Origin of the sequence: Hymenobacter sp. BT491 (genome assembly GCF_014349165.1) — a bacterium.
Lineage (GTDB): Bacteria > Bacteroidota > Bacteroidia > Cytophagales > Hymenobacteraceae > Hymenobacter > Hymenobacter jejuensis.
On sequence record NZ_JACSJJ010000003.1, the window covers coordinates 26,600 to 42,201 of the forward strand.

General features: G+C 56.3%; 13 protein-coding genes. 9 read left to right on the forward strand and 4 right to left on the reverse strand.

All coding sequences use genetic code 11. From position 1 onward, the window contains the following. Positions 1 to 29: 29 nt before the first annotated feature. Positions 30 to 305 (reverse strand): hypothetical protein, encoded by a 276-nt coding sequence (locus H9I52_RS11665; protein WP_187454036.1) that lies wholly within the window; start codon positions 303 to 305, stop codon positions 30 to 32. Positions 306 to 665: 360 nt separating this feature from the next. On the opposite strand from H9I52_RS11665, the gene H9I52_RS11670 reads away from it, so the two are divergent. From H9I52_RS11670 to ureG, 6 genes are all read left to right on the forward strand, one after another. Then, positions 666 to 1,271 (forward strand): urease accessory protein, encoded by a 606-nt coding sequence (locus tag H9I52_RS11670; protein ID WP_187454037.1) that lies wholly within the window; start codon positions 666 to 668, stop codon positions 1,269 to 1,271. An 11-nt stretch (positions 1,272 to 1,282) separates the two neighbouring features. Then, the gene (ureB, locus tag H9I52_RS11675) at positions 1,283 to 2,014 is read left to right on the forward strand and encodes an urease subunit beta (protein WP_187454038.1); all 732 of its coding nucleotides are present in this window, start codon (positions 1,283 to 1,285) and stop codon (positions 2,012 to 2,014) included. A gap of 9 nt (positions 2,015 to 2,023) precedes the next feature. Continuing rightward, the gene (locus H9I52_RS11680) at positions 2,024 to 2,578 is read left to right on the forward strand and encodes a hypothetical protein (RefSeq protein WP_187454039.1); all 555 of its coding nucleotides are present in this window, start codon (positions 2,024 to 2,026) and stop codon (positions 2,576 to 2,578) included. Positions 2,579 to 2,613: 35 nt separating this feature from the next. Then, complete coding sequence (gene ureC / locus H9I52_RS11685) at positions 2,614 to 4,329, forward strand: urease subunit alpha (protein WP_187454040.1); 1,716 nt, start codon at positions 2,614 to 2,616, stop codon at positions 4,327 to 4,329. Between the two features lie 273 nt (positions 4,330 to 4,602). After that, complete coding sequence (locus tag H9I52_RS11690; RefSeq protein ID WP_139516391.1) at positions 4,603 to 5,283, forward strand: urease accessory protein UreF; 681 nt, start codon at positions 4,603 to 4,605, stop codon at positions 5,281 to 5,283. A gap of 6 nt (positions 5,284 to 5,289) precedes the next feature. Beyond that, a complete protein-coding gene (ureG, locus tag H9I52_RS11695) occupies positions 5,290 to 6,042 on the forward strand; it encodes an urease accessory protein UreG (protein ID WP_187454041.1) in 753 nt (250 codons plus the stop codon). A gap of 136 nt (positions 6,043 to 6,178) precedes the next feature. On the opposite strand, the gene H9I52_RS11700 is transcribed toward ureG, so the two are convergent. Then, on the reverse strand, positions 6,179 to 7,039 hold the full coding sequence (locus tag H9I52_RS11700; RefSeq protein ID WP_187454042.1) for an urease accessory protein UreD: 861 nt from the start codon (positions 7,037 to 7,039) through the stop codon (positions 6,179 to 6,181). 47 nt (positions 7,040 to 7,086) lie between these two features. After that, the gene (locus tag H9I52_RS11705; RefSeq protein WP_187454043.1) at positions 7,087 to 7,755 is read right to left on the reverse strand and encodes an HAD family hydrolase; all 669 of its coding nucleotides are present in this window, start codon (positions 7,753 to 7,755) and stop codon (positions 7,087 to 7,089) included. 174 nt (positions 7,756 to 7,929) lie between these two features. Here H9I52_RS11705 and H9I52_RS11710 point away from each other — a divergent pair, with 174 nt between their 5' ends. After that, a complete protein-coding gene (locus H9I52_RS11710) occupies positions 7,930 to 8,646 on the forward strand; it encodes a 3-ketoacyl-ACP reductase (RefSeq protein WP_187454044.1) in 717 nt (238 codons plus the stop codon). 193 nt (positions 8,647 to 8,839) lie between these two features. Here H9I52_RS11710 and H9I52_RS11715 read toward each other — a convergent pair whose 3' ends face one another. After that, entirely contained in the window at positions 8,840 to 10,111 is a 1,272-nt protein-coding gene (locus tag H9I52_RS11715) for a carboxypeptidase-like regulatory domain-containing protein (RefSeq protein ID WP_187454045.1), read from the reverse strand. A 468-nt stretch (positions 10,112 to 10,579) separates the two neighbouring features. On the opposite strand from H9I52_RS11715, the gene H9I52_RS11720 reads away from it, so the two are divergent. After that, a complete protein-coding gene (locus tag H9I52_RS11720) occupies positions 10,580 to 13,765 on the forward strand; it encodes a glycoside hydrolase family 3 N-terminal domain-containing protein (protein ID WP_262386050.1) in 3,186 nt (1,061 codons plus the stop codon). A gap of 158 nt (positions 13,766 to 13,923) precedes the next feature. Next, entirely contained in the window at positions 13,924 to 15,546 is a 1,623-nt protein-coding gene (locus tag H9I52_RS11725; RefSeq protein WP_187454046.1) for a 3-(methylthio)propionyl-CoA ligase, read from the forward strand. Positions 15,547 to 15,602 lie beyond the last annotated feature (56 nt).

Here is a 15,602-nt window from a genome sequence, read left to right on the forward strand (position 1 = left end):
AAGCGAGCTTGAGCGCTTGCTCCTGCTGCTTAGCCTACGGCAGCGGAATAATGATCGTCGAGGGCCTGATCCAGAGCGTGCCGAAACGCCACCAACAGCTTGCTACGCTCGGCATCCGGTGTGTTCTGCAATACTCGTTCGAACGTGGTACGGTACACATGCGCCATGAAGTGGGCCCCGTACGTGACAAAAAACTGGTCGTGAATCGTGTCAAAGGATATTTTTTCCGCCGATGAAATGGACAATGACAGCGCCAGCCACTGCTTTGCATTGTTGGCCAAGCTGAGTTGTAAATCTTGATCCATAAACTTCGGAGAAAAGAAAAAAGGAAATCGCCAGCCGCGTACTGTAGTCAAGCTGAAGCGTACGCAGCCCGGATGGCAAGTACCGTGCCCGCCTCGCCGCATACCGCACGAGTTTGGATCTTGCTGACAGCTTCGGCTCCGCTCTACCCCCAACAATTAAAGCTCAGCTTAAATCAATGAGCTAAAATATCAATCGTTTTCGTATTCTAATAATCATAAGTATTTGATTATCAAGCATTTAAAAATATACTTACTAAAGCTAGGCAGCAACCAAATCTGAACAACTTACCGGCTAATTCCACCACAATAAATAACTTCTATATTTAGCTACCGACATTGCAGCAGGGCCGCACCGTACCGATGAAAACACTCTTACCTATCTTATTCGCCTCGGTGGCCGGCATGGGCCACGCGTTTGAGGCCGACCATCTGCTAGCCGTCGGCACCATCATCTCCAAGCGCGACAGCACCTTGCTAGCCATCAAAGACGGCTTGTATTGGGGACTGGGCCACACGACCACGCTGGTCGTGCTGGGCTCCGTGATTATTTTCAGCCGGGCTACTTTCCTAAATTCCAGCTACTTCGAGGCTGCGGTAGGTGCCATGCTCGTAGTCATGGGCATCAGCCGCTTGGTTGGCAAAGACACCTTCACCACGAGCCGCAGCCCGCGTTACCAGCACAGCTTTGCCTACACCGTTGGGCTGATCCACGGCTTGGCGGGCAGCGGCGCGTTGGTGCTGTTCGTGATGAGCGGCATCAGCGACCCCGTTTGGGGCGTAGTCTACATTCTCATTTTTGGGCTCGGCTCGATGCTGGGCATGCTCACGGTGGCCGGCTTGTTCAGCATCCCATTCACGAAGCGCATGAAAATAAACCGCTCGCTGCGGCTGAGTGCCGTCGTGGTATCCTCCGGGATCTGCATCGTGTACGGCGGCCGCATGATTTACGAAAACCTTCATTTCTAACGCGTTAGCGCATGCATCTTTCTCCCAAAGACATCGATAAGCTGGTGCTGCACAACGCGGGCGTGGTGGCGCAGAAGCGGTACGCCCGCGGCCTGCGCCTCAACTACCCCGAAGCCGTGGCGCTCATCGCGACCCAACTGCTCGAGTTTATCCGCGACGGCGAGCGCGTGGCCACGCTCATGGACAAAGGCAAAAAGATCCTGGGCCTCGATGATGTGATGGAAGGCGTGGCCGAGTTAGTGGCCGAAGTGCAGGTGGAGGGCACCTTCCCCGACGGCACCAAGCTCGTGACCGTGCACCAACCCATCTGCCGTCAGCATGGCATACCCGAACTGGCTTTGTACGGTTCCGGACTCATACTTAACGCGTCGCAAACGCCCTCGCCCGACAACTTGCTCAGCGCCAACCCCGGCGAGTATCTACTTCATAATGAAGACATTATATTAAACGAAGGCCGCGCTACGGTGGAGCTGGAAGTTACCAACCTCGGCGACCGCCCGGTGCAGGTCGGCTCGCATTACCCGTTCTTCGAAACCAACGCCGCCCTGCAATTCGACCGCGAAAAAGCCTTTGGGTTCCGGCTCAACATCCCGGCCGGCACGGCCGTCCGCTTCGAGCCCGGCGAGCGCAAACGTGTGACGCTGGTGGCACTGGCTGGTGAGCGCATTGTGTACGGCGGGAATGGGTTGATTGATGGGAAGCTGGATGAGGAAAATAAGCAGGCGGCAATGAACAAAATCTAAGCTCTGCTAATGAATTCCTATTTCATCCTTTGGCCTACAGATTGGTGTAAGCGCTTGACACAAGCCCATGATCAGGGACCATTACAAGCAATTTATGGTGGCTCTCATACGTCCGTTCCACCATTAGGCCGAGTTACGGTCGGCGACATCATCCATCCTGTGTCGATAAAAAATGGCCAACTATTTATAATTGGCCGAATGCGGGTGGCGAGCATTCTTGACGCTGAAGAGTACCTAAAAGGACAAAACATATCCAGGTTCAACAACGAATTATGGGACACTTCGGCCCCTAAGCTACTAAAGCAGAACCCTGAGCTAGGACATCGTATTCCTAGGAGTTGTATTGAAAATGTTGCTCTAGGGACTGGAACAGGTTTAAGATTTGATTTTAATCTATCAACTGAGATAGTGAGCAACCTCCGCTTTGGTCAGAAACCTGGCTTTGAGAAAAGGCTTTCAATCAATGAAGAGGGGAAAATATCCCATGTAGGTTTACAAGGTCACTTCCGACGGTTAAGCAGTGATTCAGCGGCACTTGTCGCTGAAGTAATGCGTGAGTTCTAGCACTGATTCAGGAATCAACACATTAAACATATTCTATGTCCCTACCCATCGACCGGCGCGCGTACGCCGATATGTACGGCCCCACAGTAGGCGACAAAGTGCGCCTAGGCGATACCGACCTAGTCGTAGAAGTCGAAAAGGACTACTGCGTCTACGGCGAGGAGTGCAAGTTTGGCGGTGGCAAAGTGCTGCGCGACGGCATGGGCCAAGCCGCCGGCATCGGGCAGGCCGACGCGCTGGACTTGCTCATTACCAACGCATTAGTAATCGACTACACCGGCATTTACAAGGCCGATATCGGCATTAAAGGCGGTCGGATCGTTGGGATTGGCAAGGCCGGCAACCCGCACATTATGCCCGGCGTTACGCCCGGTATGGTAGTCGGCGTGACCACGGAAGTAATTGCTGGTGAAGGCCAGATCTTGACGGCGGGCGGCATCGATTGCCACATCCATTTTATTAGCCCTCAGCAGATTAACGAAGCCTTGGCGTCGGGCGTGACCACGATGGTAGGCGGCGGCACCGGCCCGGCGGCGGGCACCACCGCCACGACCTGCACGCCCGGTGCTTTCTACATCGAAATGATGCTGAAGGCGACCGAAGCGTATCCGCTGAATTTCGGTTTTCTGGGCAAAGGCAACTCCTCCAAGCCCGAAGGCCTGATCGAGCAGGTCGAGGCTGGCGCTCTAGGGTTTAAGCTGCACGAAGACTGGGGCACTACGCCCGCTGCCATCGACAACTGCCTCACCATCGCCGACCAATACGACGTGCAGGTGTGCATTCATACCGATACGCTGAATGAAAGCGGCTTCGTCGAAACTTCCACCAACGCGTTCAAAAGCAGAACGATACACGCCTACCACACCGAAGGCGCCGGCGGCGGTCACGCCCCCGACATCATCAAAATCTGCGGGGAACCGAACGTCATTCCGTCGTCTACGAACCCGACGCGGCCCTTCACGGTGAACACCATCGACGAGCACCTCGACATGCTCATGGTTTGCCACCATCTTGATCGCAACATTCCTGAAGACGTGGCCTTTGCCGAAAGCCGCATCCGGGGCGAAACCATTGCTGCTGAGGACATTCTGCACGATTTGGGCGCGCTCAGCATCATCTCCTCCGACTCGCAAGCGATGGGCCGCGTGGGCGAAGTCCTGACGCGTACCTGGCAAACCGCGCACAAGATGAAACAGCAACGCGGCCTGCTTCCAGAAGACTCTGATACCCAAACAGATAACTTCAGAGCCAAGCGCTACGTCGCCAAATACACCATCAATCCGGCCCGTGCGCACGGCTTTTCAGAGGAAATCGGTTCGGTGGAGCTTGGCAAGTTGGCTGATTTAGTGCTCTGGAAACCAGCGTTTTTCGGTTCTCGACCCGAAATGATCATCAAAGGCGGCATCATCGTGCAATCGCAGATGGGCGACGCCAACGCCTCTATCCCGACGCCGCAGCCCTCTATCTCTAGGCCGATGTTTGGTTCTTTCGGTGCGGCCATTGGCAAAACGTCGATGGCGTTTGTGTCGCAGGCATCGGTTGCGCATGTGCAACAGCATTACGGCTTGCAGAAGCGGATTGTAGCCGTCAAGAATTGCCGTAACATCTCGAAGAAGGACATGGCATTGAACGACTATCTACCTAACATTCAAGTAGATCCGGAAACTTACAAAGTCACCGTCGACGGCGTACACCTGACCTGCGAGCCTGCGACCAAGCTGCCGCTGGCGCAGCTGTACAACTTGTTTTAGAAATTAGAGCTAGAGCTAAGCTCCCCTCCTTTTTTAAGGAGGGGCTGGGGGTGGTAAAGGCCGTTGTCTAGTTATTCTGAAAGGCGGTCATGCAGAGCGCAGCGCAGCATCTCTACTGGTTACATATCTCAACGAAGCGGGAGAGATGCTTCGCTGCGCTCTGCATGACAGACAGGTTTCTAGTCCAAGCTTCTAACTTTAGCTAACCACCCCAACCTTTGGCCTTCCCTCCCATCAACAAGCATGGGAATTTCTTAGCTCTAGCTTCCTACCATGACTCAACTCGCTCGGCTGCTGCACCTTGTCGATTCGGCGATCCCTACGGGGTCGTTTGCTTATTCGTATGGCTTGGAAAGCAGCATCACGTTTGGTTTGGTGAAGACGCCGTTTGGGTTGCGCAATTATTTGTATTCATTTCTGCAACAAGCAGTTAGCATGGAATTTCCTTTTATAAATTCCTGCTATAAGCTCGCGCTCCCAGATCTGAATACAGAATTGGCCACCATAGCCACCGAATACGATGCCATGATGCTGGTGCCTACGCTGCACCGGGCCAGCGTGGCCCAGGGCAAAAATTGGCTCAAGCTGCTCGAATCATTTTATCCGGAGGCAGGCTTAGACGTTGTAAACCAATGGTTTGTGCAGGAGCAAATTCCGCTGCACTTCGTGCTTGGCTTTGCGCTGTGCCTGAAGCGCATGGGCTTTTCATTGCCCGACGTGCAGACCATGTACCTGCACATGGCCCTGCGCGACCAGATCAGCGCGGCCATTCGGTTGGGGTTTATGGGGCCGATGGAAGGCCATAAGTTGCAGCACGATTTCTATTCCATCTTCGAAAATCTCATGGCCAGCCACGCCGAGACGGAGTATTTTCAGGCTTCGCGCTCGGCGTTTTTGCTGGACGCGGCCCAGGTTTTTCACGAAGACGTTTACTCCAAACTATTTCAGAATTAACGCATTATGGCATTTGTAGAGAAGTTGGCTTTGTTGCTCCACGGCCACACCCACGAAGCGTACGAATCACCAGGCGACTACAATGAGCGCGAAACCCGCAAGCTGCCCTCCTACCGCAACTTCCGCAAGCGGGCCTTCACGGTGGGCATCGGCGGGCCGGTGGGTACGGGCAAAACGGCGCTGCTCAAGGCCCTGTGCGAGCGTCTGCGCAACCAGTACGAGCTGGGCGTGGTCACCAACGATATTTTCACCCGCGAGGACGCCGAATTTCTGATCCGCAACAGTGCCCTGAGCGAAGACCGCATTGTAGGCGTCGAAACGGGCGGCTGCCCGCACGCAGCAATCCGCGAAGATATCTCCTTGAATATGAACGCGTTGGAAGGGCTCATGACGCGCTTCGACTACAACATCGATTTCCTGTTTGTGGAAAGCGGCGGCGACAACTTGGCGGCGCATTTCAGCCGCGAGCTAGTCGATTACTCCATTTATGTCATTGATGTATCGGGCGGCGACAAAATCCCACGCAAAGGCGGGCCCGGCATCACGCAGTCTGACTTACTGGTTATCAACAAGATAGACATTGCCGCACTCGTCCGCGCCGACTTGGGCGTAATGGAGCGCGACTCCAAAAAAATGCGCGGCGAAGGTCCGTTTGTGTTTGCCCGCGCGCTGGATGGCTACAACCTGGATGTGATTATTGATCACATCGAAAAAGCCAAGGAGCGAGCGTTGCAATCGGTCCGCGAGGATCGGCGGTAAGCGGTTCCAATCTAATTCCTGCCTGTCATCCTGAGCTTGCGAAGGACCTTATTAGGGTTGCTAACATCTACTACTCAGGCGTGATAAGGTCCTTCGCAAGCTCAGGATGACAGGCGTCGGTTTTCTTGATCACCCTTTAATACTTGCGTTTCAAGGGATTATAGCCAAAAAACTCTTCACCGCTCAACGCTTGCAACAGATGATCGCAGAGGGGTTGCAGGGCCATTCGGGTGTGGGCCATTGCGCGCAAGATGTAGGCCTCTTGTTTCACTTTGGTCACCGAAATCATGCATTCCGGATTGGTTATGGCGAAATGCAGGTCGGTGCGGTCGCTCATTTTTAGCTGTAGCAGCGCATCAGCGAGGTACTGAAAACGGGCGTCGGTGGGGTTGCCAACCAAATAGGCCGAAAACATGGTCTGGTACTGGTCGAAGTTGGCGGGCGACGTGGCAATATGGTGCTGTGGCGCAAAAGCAAACCGATCCAGCAATACAACCCGCTGGTTGACAGCGACTTTTAGCTCGGAGTGGAATGCGGTGAATACGAACTTCTCGCCGATGTCCATGCGGCCGGAATGAAACCAGTCGATCACCAGCAGCAGCGAATCGGGTTGCAGGTCCCACTGCTGAACTTGGCGGTACTGGCTGTGCTCCTGCATCACTACGGGGTCGGGAAACACGACGGCCAAAGCGCCTGCGCCTAACTTTCCTTCGATAACGTGCTCGGCAGTGGCTCCTTGCAACGACTTGAATATCTTGGTGTTAGCCTGCGAACCCAGAAACAGGCGGGAGTTGGCGTGGCCCGTCAGGCGCAGCCAGATTTTGTCGCCGGCTACCATGCCGCCGCCGTAGCTCGACAGCACCGCGTGGCACCCGGCCGCAGGCGAGCGCGGGTTGAGGATCTTGAGGGGCTGGACGTTTTTGCAGCTAATGAGCCGGGATTTGCCTTGTACTTCGGCCACTTCCAGCTCGCTCCACTCAGTAGGCGCGTTGTTCATTCGCTGCTTTTTTGGCGCTAAAATAGGTGGCCCCACATCACCAGCCCCTATACCAGCGTCAGGACACCGCTTAACTCGTCAATTTGGTGGGTTGGGTCCAAGGCGAGGCATTCTTCCGCGTTCCCAAAGCCAAACCGAGCCCAGCACGAATCAATGCCGCTGTTGCGCGCAAACTCCAGGTCGGCGGAAGTGTCGCCGATCATCAGGATTTCCTGAGCCCGAACCTGCGGATACCGCGGCTGCACAACCTCGTGGAAAATCATGGGGTTGGGCTTCATTTGCAACTGTTTATCGGGAAAGCTGCCGTCGCCGATGAGCAAGGAAACGTACGGCAACAACCCCAGCCGGTCGAGCGAACTTTCGAGAATAGCGGCGCCTTTGTTGCTCAGAACCACCACCGCAGCGCCTTGCGCCGTAGCTTGGGCCAGCACCTCGCGCGCGCCTGGAAACGGCCGCACAAGCGGCTCGCCCTGCTCGGCGTAGATGGCGCGGTAGGTGGGCACCCAGCCGGCCACCGTTTCGGGCGGCGTGTTGGGCTGCAAGGCTTTCAGCGTCGAGAAAGTGGGAAACCCCATTTCCAGAATGCGCTGAATCTCAGCCGGTGGCGGCACAGGCAGCGCCGATTCTAGAAAAAACTGCTGGATGCTGTGTTGAATGGCTTGGCGCGAATCGCAGAGGGTGCCGTCGTAATCAAACAGCAGAAGAGAGTAAGTCATAAGACAGAATCAAAGACACAGCCCGGCCCGCCGGCAGTACAACACCAAGGCTTCCGGACAAAGGTAACGCTGCCCGCTCGAAACGGCCCGCCGACGCGCCGCAGGAGCGCAAGCTGCAACCTTGCCCGGCTGTTCCGGTTATAGCATCTCGTACATTCGAAAGAGCATTTTTACATGGAATCACTCAAAGGCAAAAACGCACTCGTGACGGGTGCCGGCAAAGGAATCGGGCGCGCAGTAGCCCTTGCACTGGCTCAGGAAGGCGTAAATGTAGGGTTGCTGGCCCGCACCGAAAGCCAGTTGCAGGAGGTAGCAACGGAGGTAACAGCGCTGGGCGTGAAAGCCGCAGTAGCCGTCGCCGATATTACTGATATTGAATCGGTTAACAGGGCCGTGGAGCAAGTGCGCGCCGAGCTGGGCACCATCGATATTCTTATCAACAACGCCGGGACGGCGGCGTTTGGCAAGTTTTTGGAGTTGGAGCCCAGCCAGTGGGAAAACATCATCCGGGTAAATCTGATGGGCACCTATTATGCTACACGCGCCGTGTTGCCGGGCATGATTGAGCGGCAGAGCGGCGATATCATCAACATTTCCTCGACGGCCGGACAGCGCGGCGCGGCGGCTACCAGCGCCTACAGCGCCTCGAAGTTTGCCGTGCTGGGCCTCACCGAATCGCTGATGCAGGAAGTGCGCAAACACAACATCCGCGTTAGCGCCCTCACGCCCAGCACCGTTGCGACAGAGCTGGCCGTGGAGCTAAAACTGACCGATGGCAACCCCGAAAAGGTGATGCAAACCGAAGACTTAGCCGAATTGATCATTGCGCAGCTTAAACTCAACCGCCGCGTGTTTATCAAGGAAGCGGGCCTGTGGTCAACCAATCCATAATAATTTGATTATCAGATATTTACATAAATATTCTAACAAGAAAAGCGCCCGTTCATCTGAAATAATCTTTCAAATGAACGGGCGCTACTGAGTACGGGTGCCCCGACCCGAGTGCTTGTGCCGTCGGGCCGGGGCGCAGATTATTGCGCTTTGATTTTCTGTGTGCGCCTACCTATAATCCATTATCAATCAGTTACTTAGAAGACTTGGCTTTGGGCGGCACCATCGTACCGAAAGCTCCTTTTTGCTCAAACGACTCGATTACTTCGTCTTCGAGCGGCGTGCGCTTCACCACGGAGTTATTGGCCCAGAATTCGGGGTCGTACTTGGTGCTTTTGATGGCTTCGAGGTCGCGGTCGCGGGTGCTTACCTTGGCGTAACTTACGTCGGCGGGCGTTTCGCTGGTTTCGTAGAAAAACGTGAATGACGAGACGTTCATTTTCGCTACCGGCTTGCCGGGCTGTAGGATGTCGAAAGTGAGGTTGGTCTTGATGTAATCGAGTGGCGAGGCGGGCTCTTCGGAGTTCTGAAAGGCCATGTCGAACTCCAGTTTGGTGTTCTTGAACTTGTACGCTGGGTTGCTGGCGTTGGCTGTAAAGTTGGGCGTTGCGATCTTGAAACGCACTACTTTGTAAGTATCCACGTCGAGCCAGATGGTGCCTTCGGCGTGGTACTTGGTCAGTTCGGGGCGCGTTTCAAACTTGATTTCGGCAATGCCGCCCTCGCCTTGCTCCAGGATGCCGACCAGCTCCAAATAGTAATTCTTGACCAAGTTGGGGCTCAGCAGCGCCAACGATTTGGTGCTGTCGGCTTGCGCGTCATACAGGCCGTAGGACTTGGTGTAGAGCGAGAAGTTGCTGAAGTTCATCAGCGAAGGCTTAGCCGCGTAACGGCCCTGCGCGATGTCGGTGCCCTCGATGCGGGCGTTGTTCGACTTCACGTTCCAGACTACTTCCTGCAACTCGGTCGGCTCGTCGTTGATGCGCGTCACTTGGCGGTAAAAAGCCTTGCCGTAGAACTTCTTATCGTAATTCTTCTGCATTTGCCGGTAGGCCCGATCGACTAGCTGAAACGCGTAGCTGCCGACTTTCACTTCTGGCAAGGCAATGGTCGCCGTGCCCAGCGCGATCTGGATGGGCTTGTCGACGCTGGTGATGCGCACCGTGTCGCGGACGTGCGCTAGCTCCGACACGATCAGCGTTTGGGGCAACGATTTGAGATTCAGTACAAACTCGCCGTTTTCGTTGCTGGCTGTGCCGTTGCCGGTGTTTTTCACGCCGATGCTGGCGAAGGGCAACGGCTGCTGCGTGTCTTTGTCGATTACGGTGCCGTGCAGTTGGTACTGTGCCTGCGCCGAGTGGCTTAGGCCGACAAACAGCAGAACGACCAGGCAAAAAGCCGCAGGCAGCTTGCCTGGGTGGACAAACGCGTGCTGAATCTTGGATTGGCTAGGGAAGATATTCAAGGTCGAAAGGGTTTGATGTCGAGAGAGATAGCTGGAATAGAATAACGCGCAACCGTCGCCCGGCCATATGCCGGACGCACAAAATTAGGCTTCCACCCGGTCAACTGGAACAGGTTTCCGCAGGAAAACATCCTGCTTGGGCTCGCCTCGAAAACGCGTCGAGAAGCCAGCCCGGTTGATGCGCGGCCGGCTCGACACTAGAATTATGCCAGCTTCCATGCGCGCGCAGGCCCATCACAGGCTTTTTTCATTTGCAGCGCTGGAAAGATAGGACGGCTCAGTAAGTAAAAGTGGCTTACTAAAAGCAGAGCCGTAGCCGCTTCGGCCCATGATTACGGCCCTACCCAAACCGCCGCTGAGATAAGTTGCGGCAATACTTCTGCGGTTACCGTATTTTCGCAAATCACTCGTCTTTGAAAGCTACCTTCCAAATTGCTGACGCTCCGAAATTTTCCGCTGTTCCTGCTTTTGATCCTGCTTCTTCATCCGGCCGCTGGCTCGGCACAAGGGCATAAAAAGCACCCTAAAAAGAAGAAAACAACGCACACGGCGGCCCATCATGCCGCTGTGCATCGGCATTCTTCGGAGGCAACATCCAAAAGACAAGTATCTGATTATAAGTCAAATACAAAAAAATCAAAATCTGCGGCGGCCAAGCCGAAGAACGGCCCGGTGCCGTTCGCGGCGCAGCTGGCCAAATCGCGTTGGGTCGATTCGGTGATGGCCACGCTCACGCCCGACCAACGGGTGGCGCAGCTGTTTATGGTAGCCGCGTATTCCAACAAAACCCGCATCGACGAGGATTCGGTATCGACGCTGATCCAACAATACGGCATCGGCGGCCTGATCTTTTTTCAGGGCGGACCGGTGCGCCAGTCGAAGCTACTGAACCGCTACCAAAGCCAGGCAAAAGTGCCGTTGCTGGTCGCCATGGACGCCGAATGGGGCCTGGGCATGCGCCTCGACAGCACCACGCGCTTTCCGTACCAGATGAGCATGGGCGGCGTCCGCGATACGCAGCTTTTGTACGACATGGGCCAGGAAATTGCGCGGCAGTTTAAGCGCACCGGCATGCACGTCAATTTTGCGCCGGTCGTGGACGTGAACAACAACGCCGCCAATCCGGTCATCGGCTACCGCTCGTGGGGCGAAAACCGCGAAAACGTGACCGCGAAAAGCTACCAGTACATGAAGGGCATGCAGGATGCGGGCGTGCTGGCCGTAGCCAAGCACTTCCCCGGCCACGGCGACACCGACACCGATTCGCACTTGGCGCTGCCCCTGATTCGCGTAGATCAGCGCCGCCTCGACACGCTCGAGATTTTCCCGTTCCGCAACCTGATGCGTCGTGGCCTCGGTGGCATCATGATCGCGCACCTCAATATTCCGGCCCTCGACAGCACCGGCATGCCTTCTACCCTTTCCAAACCCATCGTGACGGGCATGGTGAAGCAGAAAATGGGATTTGAAGGCGTCGTTTTTACCGATGCCATGAACATGAAGGGCGTGATCAGCAAGTACCCGCCCGGCGACGCCGACGTGCGGGCCCTGATAGCGGGCAACGACGTGCTGGAGTTCTCCAAGAACATTCCGTTGGCGCTGCAAATGGTGCGCGAAGCCATCAACCGCAAAGAGCTGAGCCAGGCCGACATCGACGCGCGCTGCCGCAAAGTGCTGGCGCTCAAGCAATGGGCCGGACTGGATCACTACAAGCCCATCGAGCTTAAGAATCTTTACCAAGACCTCAACACGTCGCATGCCAACTACCTGACGCACAAGCTTTCGGAGCTATCGGTAACGGTACTGCGCAACCAGAAGGATCTGCTGCCGCTCCAACGACTTGATACCCTGCGTATTGCCACGCTCACCATTGGCACGCGCGATACCACTGATTTTCAGCGCATGGCCGCCGACTATGCCACGGTGCACCACTATTGGCTGTCGGCGACGGCAACGCTGAACGAGCTGACGCAAATGCGTGAAACGCTGAAGCCGTACAACACCCTCCTGATCGGGATTAATAACTTGGGCCGCCTGCCCGCCACCAACTTCGGCGTGACGCCCGAAACCAACATCCTGCTTCGCGAGCTCACGGGTCAGAAGCAAAAGGTGATCGTGAGCGTGTTTGGCAACGCGTATGCCGTGGCTAAAATCCGCGATTTGGAGCGCGCCGACGCCGTGTTGCTGGCTTATCAGGAAAGCAAAAACGCGCAGGACGTAACGGCCGAAATCATCTTCGGCGGCATCTCGGCGGTGGGCAAATTACCGGTTTCAGTAACTGACAGATACACAAACGGTTATGGATTGACCACAAAAGGCGGCATTCGTCTGAGCTACGGCTACCCCGAAGATGCCGGCATGAACCCCAACTTCGAGCTGCGCGTCGATTCGCTTATGAATCAGGCGCTTGCGGCGAAGGCATTTCCGGGTTGCGAAGTATTGGTGGCCCGCAAAGGCCGGGTAGTACTGCGCAAAAGCTACGGCACCCACAGCTTCGCCGATTCGCCGAGCCAAGCCGGCAAACCCAGCCGCCCGGTACTCAATACCGACATATACGACTTGGCTTCCGTAACGAAAGTCTCGGCGACGCTGCCTTCGCTGATGAAGCTACAGGACGAAGGCAAGTTTAACCCCGATATGACGATGGGCCAGCTGTTTCCGGAGTTTGGGGGCACCAACAAGCAAGACCTAAAGCTGCGCGACGTACTGACGCACCAAGCCCGCCTGAAGGCCTGGATTCCGTTTTGGCAGGAATACACACGCCCAAAAGGCTTCTTCAACCGCCTGTTTGGCAAGCGCCCCGAAGCCGCAACGGTCTCGGCCAAGCAGCCTTCGGAGATGAGCCGTCGTTTCTTCCGCCCCGATTCGTCGGGTCGGTTCCCGCTGCAAGTAGCCGATGACCTCTGGGCGCGGAAAGATTTCCCGCAGCGCATTCACAAAGAAATCGGCGAGTCGCCGCTCAACGAGAAGCCCGGCTATGTGTACTCCGACTTGTCGTTTATCATGTATCCGGCGTTTATCAAATCGGCTTCGGGCAAACCCATCAACCAGTTTGTGCAGGACGCGATCTATAAGCCCTTGGGCGCCACCACGATGGGCTACAACCCCACGTACCGTTTCCCACTCGCCCGCATCGCACCTACCGAGTACGATTCGCTGTTTCGGCACACGCAGCTTCACGGCACCGTGCACGACGAAGGCGCATCCTTACTAGGCGGTGTCTCGGGCCACGCGGGCATGTTCGGCAACGCCAACGACTTGGCCAAAGTGGTGCAGATGTACGCTTGGAACGGCCGCTACGGCGGACAGCAGATTATCAAGGCCGAGACGATGGCCGAGTACGAACGGTGCCAGTTTTGCCCCGACAACCGCCGCGCCCTCGGCTTCGACCGCCCGGCCAACAACCCCAGCATCAACTCGGCCAAGGACGCTTCGCCTCGCAGCTTTGGGCATACGGGCTACACCGGCACTTATTTCTGGGTCGATCCGCAGTATGATCTGGTGGTGGTAATGCTCTCCAACCGCGTCAATCCGACACGACGCAACAACAAGATTTCCGACCTGAGCGTACGCAGCCGCCTGCTCCAGACGGCCATCGATGCCGTGAAATCAGAGCGGCCACAAGTCGAGTCGACAGTGCCAAAAGAAGAATAGGCAACTTATTCCCCGCTGTCCTGGCAAGCAAGCCGGGACAGCGTTTTTTGACGCGCTACCACGCGGCAAAAAACGCTATACCCCATCCATCATCGCGTATTTCTTGTTAGCTTGGAAAGTGCCTTCCACCGGGCATTTCCCACCTAACGCAACTCCCTATGCTGGGTCTGATGATGAACCAGCCGCTGCGCATCGCAGGGCTGATCGAGCACGCCGCCAAATGGCACCGCGACACCGAAATTGTGTCGCGGAAAACCGAAGGCGGCATCCACCGCTACACCTACGCCGACGCGCACCGGCGCTCGAAGCAGCTCGCTAATGCGCTCACGGCCCTGGGCATCAAGATGAGCGACCGCGTCGGAACGCTGGCGTGGAACAATTACCGTCATTTCGAGCTGTATTACGGCATTTCGGGCATGGGCGCAGTGTGCCATACCATCAACCCGCGGCTGTTTGCGGAGCAACTGGTGTTCATCATCAACCACGCCGAAGACCGCTACATTTTTCTCGACCTCACCTTTCTGCCCCTGGCCGAGAAGCTGGCGCCGCACTGCCCCACGGTGCTGGGCTGGGTGCTTATGACCGACCGCGCCCACATGCCCGCCGAATCGTCGTTGCCGGGCTTGCTTTGCTACGAAGAATTGCTTGACGCTCAGTCCGAGGACTACGAGTGGCCGATATTTGACGAAAACACGGCTTCCTCGCTGTGCTACACTTCCGGCACCACCGACGAGCCCAAAGGCGTGCTGTACTCGCACCGCTCCACGTTGCTGCACAGCTACGCGGCTTCGCTGCCCGATTGCTTCAACTGCTCAGCCCGCGACGTGATTTTGCCGGTCGTGCCCATGTTTCACGTCAACGCGTGGGGCTCGCCCTACATGGCTGCCCTGAACGGGTGCAAACTCGTACTGCCCGGCCCAGGTCTGGATGCGGCTAGCCTGTACGAACTATTTGAACAAGAGCAGGTTACCTTCAGCGCCGGTGTGCCTACCATCTGGTTTGGGCTGCTGACGTTTATGCGCCAACAAAAAGCCCAGTTCTCGACGCTGCGCCAAATGATTGTGGGCGGCGCATCCTGCCCACCGGCGCTGCTGAAAGCGTTCGACGAGGAGTTGGGCGTCCAGATTCGCCATGCCTGGGGCATGACCGAAACCAGCCCGTTGGGCACGGTTTGCACGCTCAAAGCGCTGCATTTGCAACTATCTGATGATGAGCAATTTGCAATTCAGACTAAGCAAGGCCGCGCCATCTTCGGCGTTGATATGAAGATCGTGGACGATGCTGGCAATGAACTGCCCCACGACGGCGTCGCGTTTGGCGATTTGCTGGTGCGCGGTCCGTTTATCGTCGGCGACTACTTCCGCACCGAGCACCCCGGCGAGCTGACCAAAAGCGGCTGGTTTCGCACCGGCGACGTAGCCACCATCGACTCCAACGGTTTCATGCAAATTACCGATCGCTCGAAGGACGTGATCAAATCGGGCGGCGAATGGATCAGCTCCATCGACTTGGAAAACCTGGCCATCGCGCATCCCGCCGTCGCTGAAGCGGCCGTCATTGGCGTGCCGCACCCCAAATGGAGCGAGCGGCCGCTGCTGGTAGTCGTGCGCAAGCCCGACGCGCAGGTGAGCAAGGAAGAACTGCTGGCCTTTTACGAAGGCAAAGTCGCGCATTGGTGGATACCCAACGCCGTGGAATTTGTGGACCAACTTCCGCACACCGCCACTGGCAAACTCCTGAAAACCAAGCTCCGGCAGGATTTTGCTGACTACTCTTTCTAACCCACGGATTCGGGCGGATTTCGTGTATTTCGCGAGTTTTGTGAACGGCTCACTTC

Bases quoted from the DNA above. Each gene is read 5' to 3' on its own strand.
- H9I52_RS11680 (WP_187454039.1), top strand. From the start codon at position 2,024: ATGAATTCCTATTTCATCCTTTGGCCTACAGATTGGTGTAAGCGCTTG.
- H9I52_RS11700 (WP_187454042.1), bottom strand. From the start codon at position 7,039: ATGAACAACGCGCCTACTGAGTGGAGCGAGCTGGAAGTGGCCGAAGTA.
- H9I52_RS11670 (WP_187454037.1), top strand. From the start codon at position 666: ATGAAAACACTCTTACCTATCTTATTCGCCTCGGTGGCCGGCATGGGC.
- H9I52_RS11690 (WP_139516391.1), top strand. From the start codon at position 4,603: ATGACTCAACTCGCTCGGCTGCTGCACCTTGTCGATTCGGCGATCCCT.
- H9I52_RS11725 (WP_187454046.1), top strand. From the start codon at position 13,924: ATGCTGGGTCTGATGATGAACCAGCCGCTGCGCATCGCAGGGCTGATC.
- H9I52_RS11705 (WP_187454043.1), bottom strand. From the start codon at position 7,755: ATGACTTACTCTCTTCTGCTGTTTGATTACGACGGCACCCTCTGCGAT.
- ureG (WP_187454041.1), top strand. From the start codon at position 5,290: ATGGCATTTGTAGAGAAGTTGGCTTTGTTGCTCCACGGCCACACCCAC.
- H9I52_RS11665 (WP_187454036.1), bottom strand. From the start codon at position 305: ATGGATCAAGATTTACAACTCAGCTTGGCCAACAATGCAAAGCAGTGG.
- H9I52_RS11710 (WP_187454044.1), top strand. From the start codon at position 7,930: ATGGAATCACTCAAAGGCAAAAACGCACTCGTGACGGGTGCCGGCAAA.
- ureB (WP_187454038.1), top strand. From the start codon at position 1,283: ATGCATCTTTCTCCCAAAGACATCGATAAGCTGGTGCTGCACAACGCG.
- ureC (WP_187454040.1), top strand. From the start codon at position 2,614: ATGTCCCTACCCATCGACCGGCGCGCGTACGCCGATATGTACGGCCCC.